At 64.7% G+C, this 1,974-nt stretch carries 3 protein-coding genes; 2 read left to right on the top strand and 1 reads right to left on the bottom strand.

Annotated features, from left to right (window positions below; genetic code table 11):
• The first annotated feature begins 315 nt into the window (after positions 1–315).
• The gene (locus RT567_RS16295; RefSeq protein ID WP_313577249.1) at positions 316–678 is read left to right on the top strand and encodes a DUF6481 family protein; all 363 of its coding nucleotides are present in this window, start codon (positions 316–318) and stop codon (positions 676–678) included.
• Positions 679–720: 42 nt separating this feature from the next.
• On the opposite strand, the gene RT567_RS16290 is transcribed toward RT567_RS16295, so the two are convergent.
• Positions 721–990, bottom strand: coding sequence for a hypothetical protein (locus RT567_RS16290; RefSeq protein WP_313577248.1), 270 nt, complete (start codon positions 988–990; stop codon positions 721–723).
• Positions 991–1,232: 242 nt separating this feature from the next.
• Between RT567_RS16290 and RT567_RS16285 the strand changes: the two genes are divergently transcribed.
• Positions 1,233–1,709: a Dps family protein gene (locus RT567_RS16285; protein WP_313577247.1), complete on the top strand. Its 477-nt coding sequence runs from the start codon at positions 1,233–1,235 to the stop codon at positions 1,707–1,709.
• Positions 1,710–1,974 lie beyond the last annotated feature (265 nt).

Below are 1,974 nucleotides of genomic sequence, written 5' to 3'. Positions count from 1 at the left end.
GGTGGCCGGTCCGGTCGGGGCGGCGGTCGGCGGCGCCGCCGGCGCGGCGGTCGGTCACGCCCAGAAGCCGCACTGATCCCTCAGCAATGAATGCGGCCGCGTCGTGCGGCCGCATTCTGCGTCCTGGCGGCCCTATTGCCGCTAAATCCTATGAAAACGGGCCGTAGAGCTTGATTTCGGCGCGAAATTCGGCTTTGGCCTCGCGCCGGGTCGAGCGCGTCGAGATGCGCCTTCCGACCTGATCTATGGCTGTCGCTCCGGCGATCGGCCTTTTTCGCCGTCTCCATTCCCTATCAAGGACACCCGCCTCTCAGCATGCGCGACCTCAAGAACACCGGCTTCAACGACCGCCTGTCCGCCCAGAAAGACGCCAAACAAGCCCTGCTGGCCCGGTTCAAGCCGAAGCCGACGGTTCAGGATCCCGAGTTCGAGAAACTGGCCGAAAAGCGCGCCGCCGAGAAGGAGGCGATCCGCCAACAGCACGAACTGGCCAAGGCCGAGGTTCGCCGCGAGAAGGCCGAGCAGGACGCGGTCCGTCTGGCTGCTGAAATGGCTGCTCAGGACGAGGTCGACGCCGCCAAGCGCGCCGCCCGCAAGGAACGCAAGCAACTGACCAAGGAAGAGCAGAAGGCGGCCCGCGACGCGCGCTACGCCGCTCGCAAGGCGCGCCAGCGCTGAGTTGAAGTCGCCCCGGCCTAGGCCGGGGCGCTCACACGCGGCCTACTGGTAGATGGTGCCCTTGCTGGTGCAAGTGCCGGTTCGGATGAGCTCGTAGTGGGAGGTCATCGTTCCGGTGGCGAATTCAGCTACGCCAGCATAGCCATTGTAACAGACGCCCACATGGTAGCCGACCCGAACCGTCTTGGTTGCGTCGCTGAAGTAGATGTAGTCGTAGAGGGGTTCAGACCATGGCGTGGCGAGCGCTGCGGTGGATAGAGCCGCGCTTACGATCGCCGTCACACATGCAATAGCCTTGATTGAGCGAGCCATCTTCGGATCTCCGTTGATTATCGATCCGTCAGGCTTCCATGAGAAACGATGGTTTCTCAAGTCGCAAATCCGTGATCTTTGAGTTTAGGGCTGGGGCGCGCTGTCCGAAAGCAACGAGGGCATGGCTTCAGCGTTACAGGGGCGAAGATTGCTGCGACGGGACGCCGCCGCCCCTTGGATCGCGGGCGCGACGACCTAACTGCAAGGCTGATCTTCACCCAGCACTGCCAACGGGAGCCGTCATGAACGCCATCGACACCGGTCTTAAGCCCAAGGAACGCGCCGACGTCGCGCGCGAACTGTCCAAAGCTCTGGCCGACAGCTACGCCCTCTATCTGAAGACGCACGGCTATCACTGGAACGTGCGCGGGCCGGAGTTCTTCAGCCTGCACAACCTGCTGGAAGAGCAGTACCGCGAGATCTGGGCCGCGCTGGACGATATCGCCGAGCGCATCCGCGCCCTGGGCGAACTGGCCCCGCAGAGCGGCTCGGCCTTCGCCAACCTGACCTCGATCAAGGACGGTGATCCTGAGAAGGATTCGTCCGAGATGCTCAAGGAGCTGATCAAGGACCACGGCGTGGTCATCGCTACCGCCCGCGCGGCCCTGGACGCGGCTGACGAGGTCGGAGACGAGGCCTCGGTCGACCTGATGACGCAACGCCTGGCCGCCCACGAAAAGGCCGCCTGGATGCTGCGCTCCAGCCTGGGCGACCGTTAAGACGAAGGGGATGGCCGTTCCCGCCTCACGGAACGGTAATCTTCGCGTCTGAAAAGCGCCGGATTGGGCGGTCATGCAGATCGCTGATTTCCGGCGCCGTCAGACGCCGCTATACGGACATCGCATGAACCTCGGCCGCCTCACGCCGCTGAAGACGACCGGACGCCGGGCAGTGGCTGCGGCGCCCGCCGCCATGGCCGTCACCCTGGCGGTCATGGGCGTGGCCATGTCGGCCAGTTCGACCCCCCGCCCCGACATCGACCGC

This window comes from Brevundimonas sp. (assembly GCF_032107865.1).
GTDB lineage: Bacteria > Pseudomonadota > Alphaproteobacteria > Caulobacterales > Caulobacteraceae > Brevundimonas.
The sequence above is the reverse complement of the archived record's forward strand: the minus strand, read 5'-3'. Positions and strand labels throughout refer to the sequence as shown.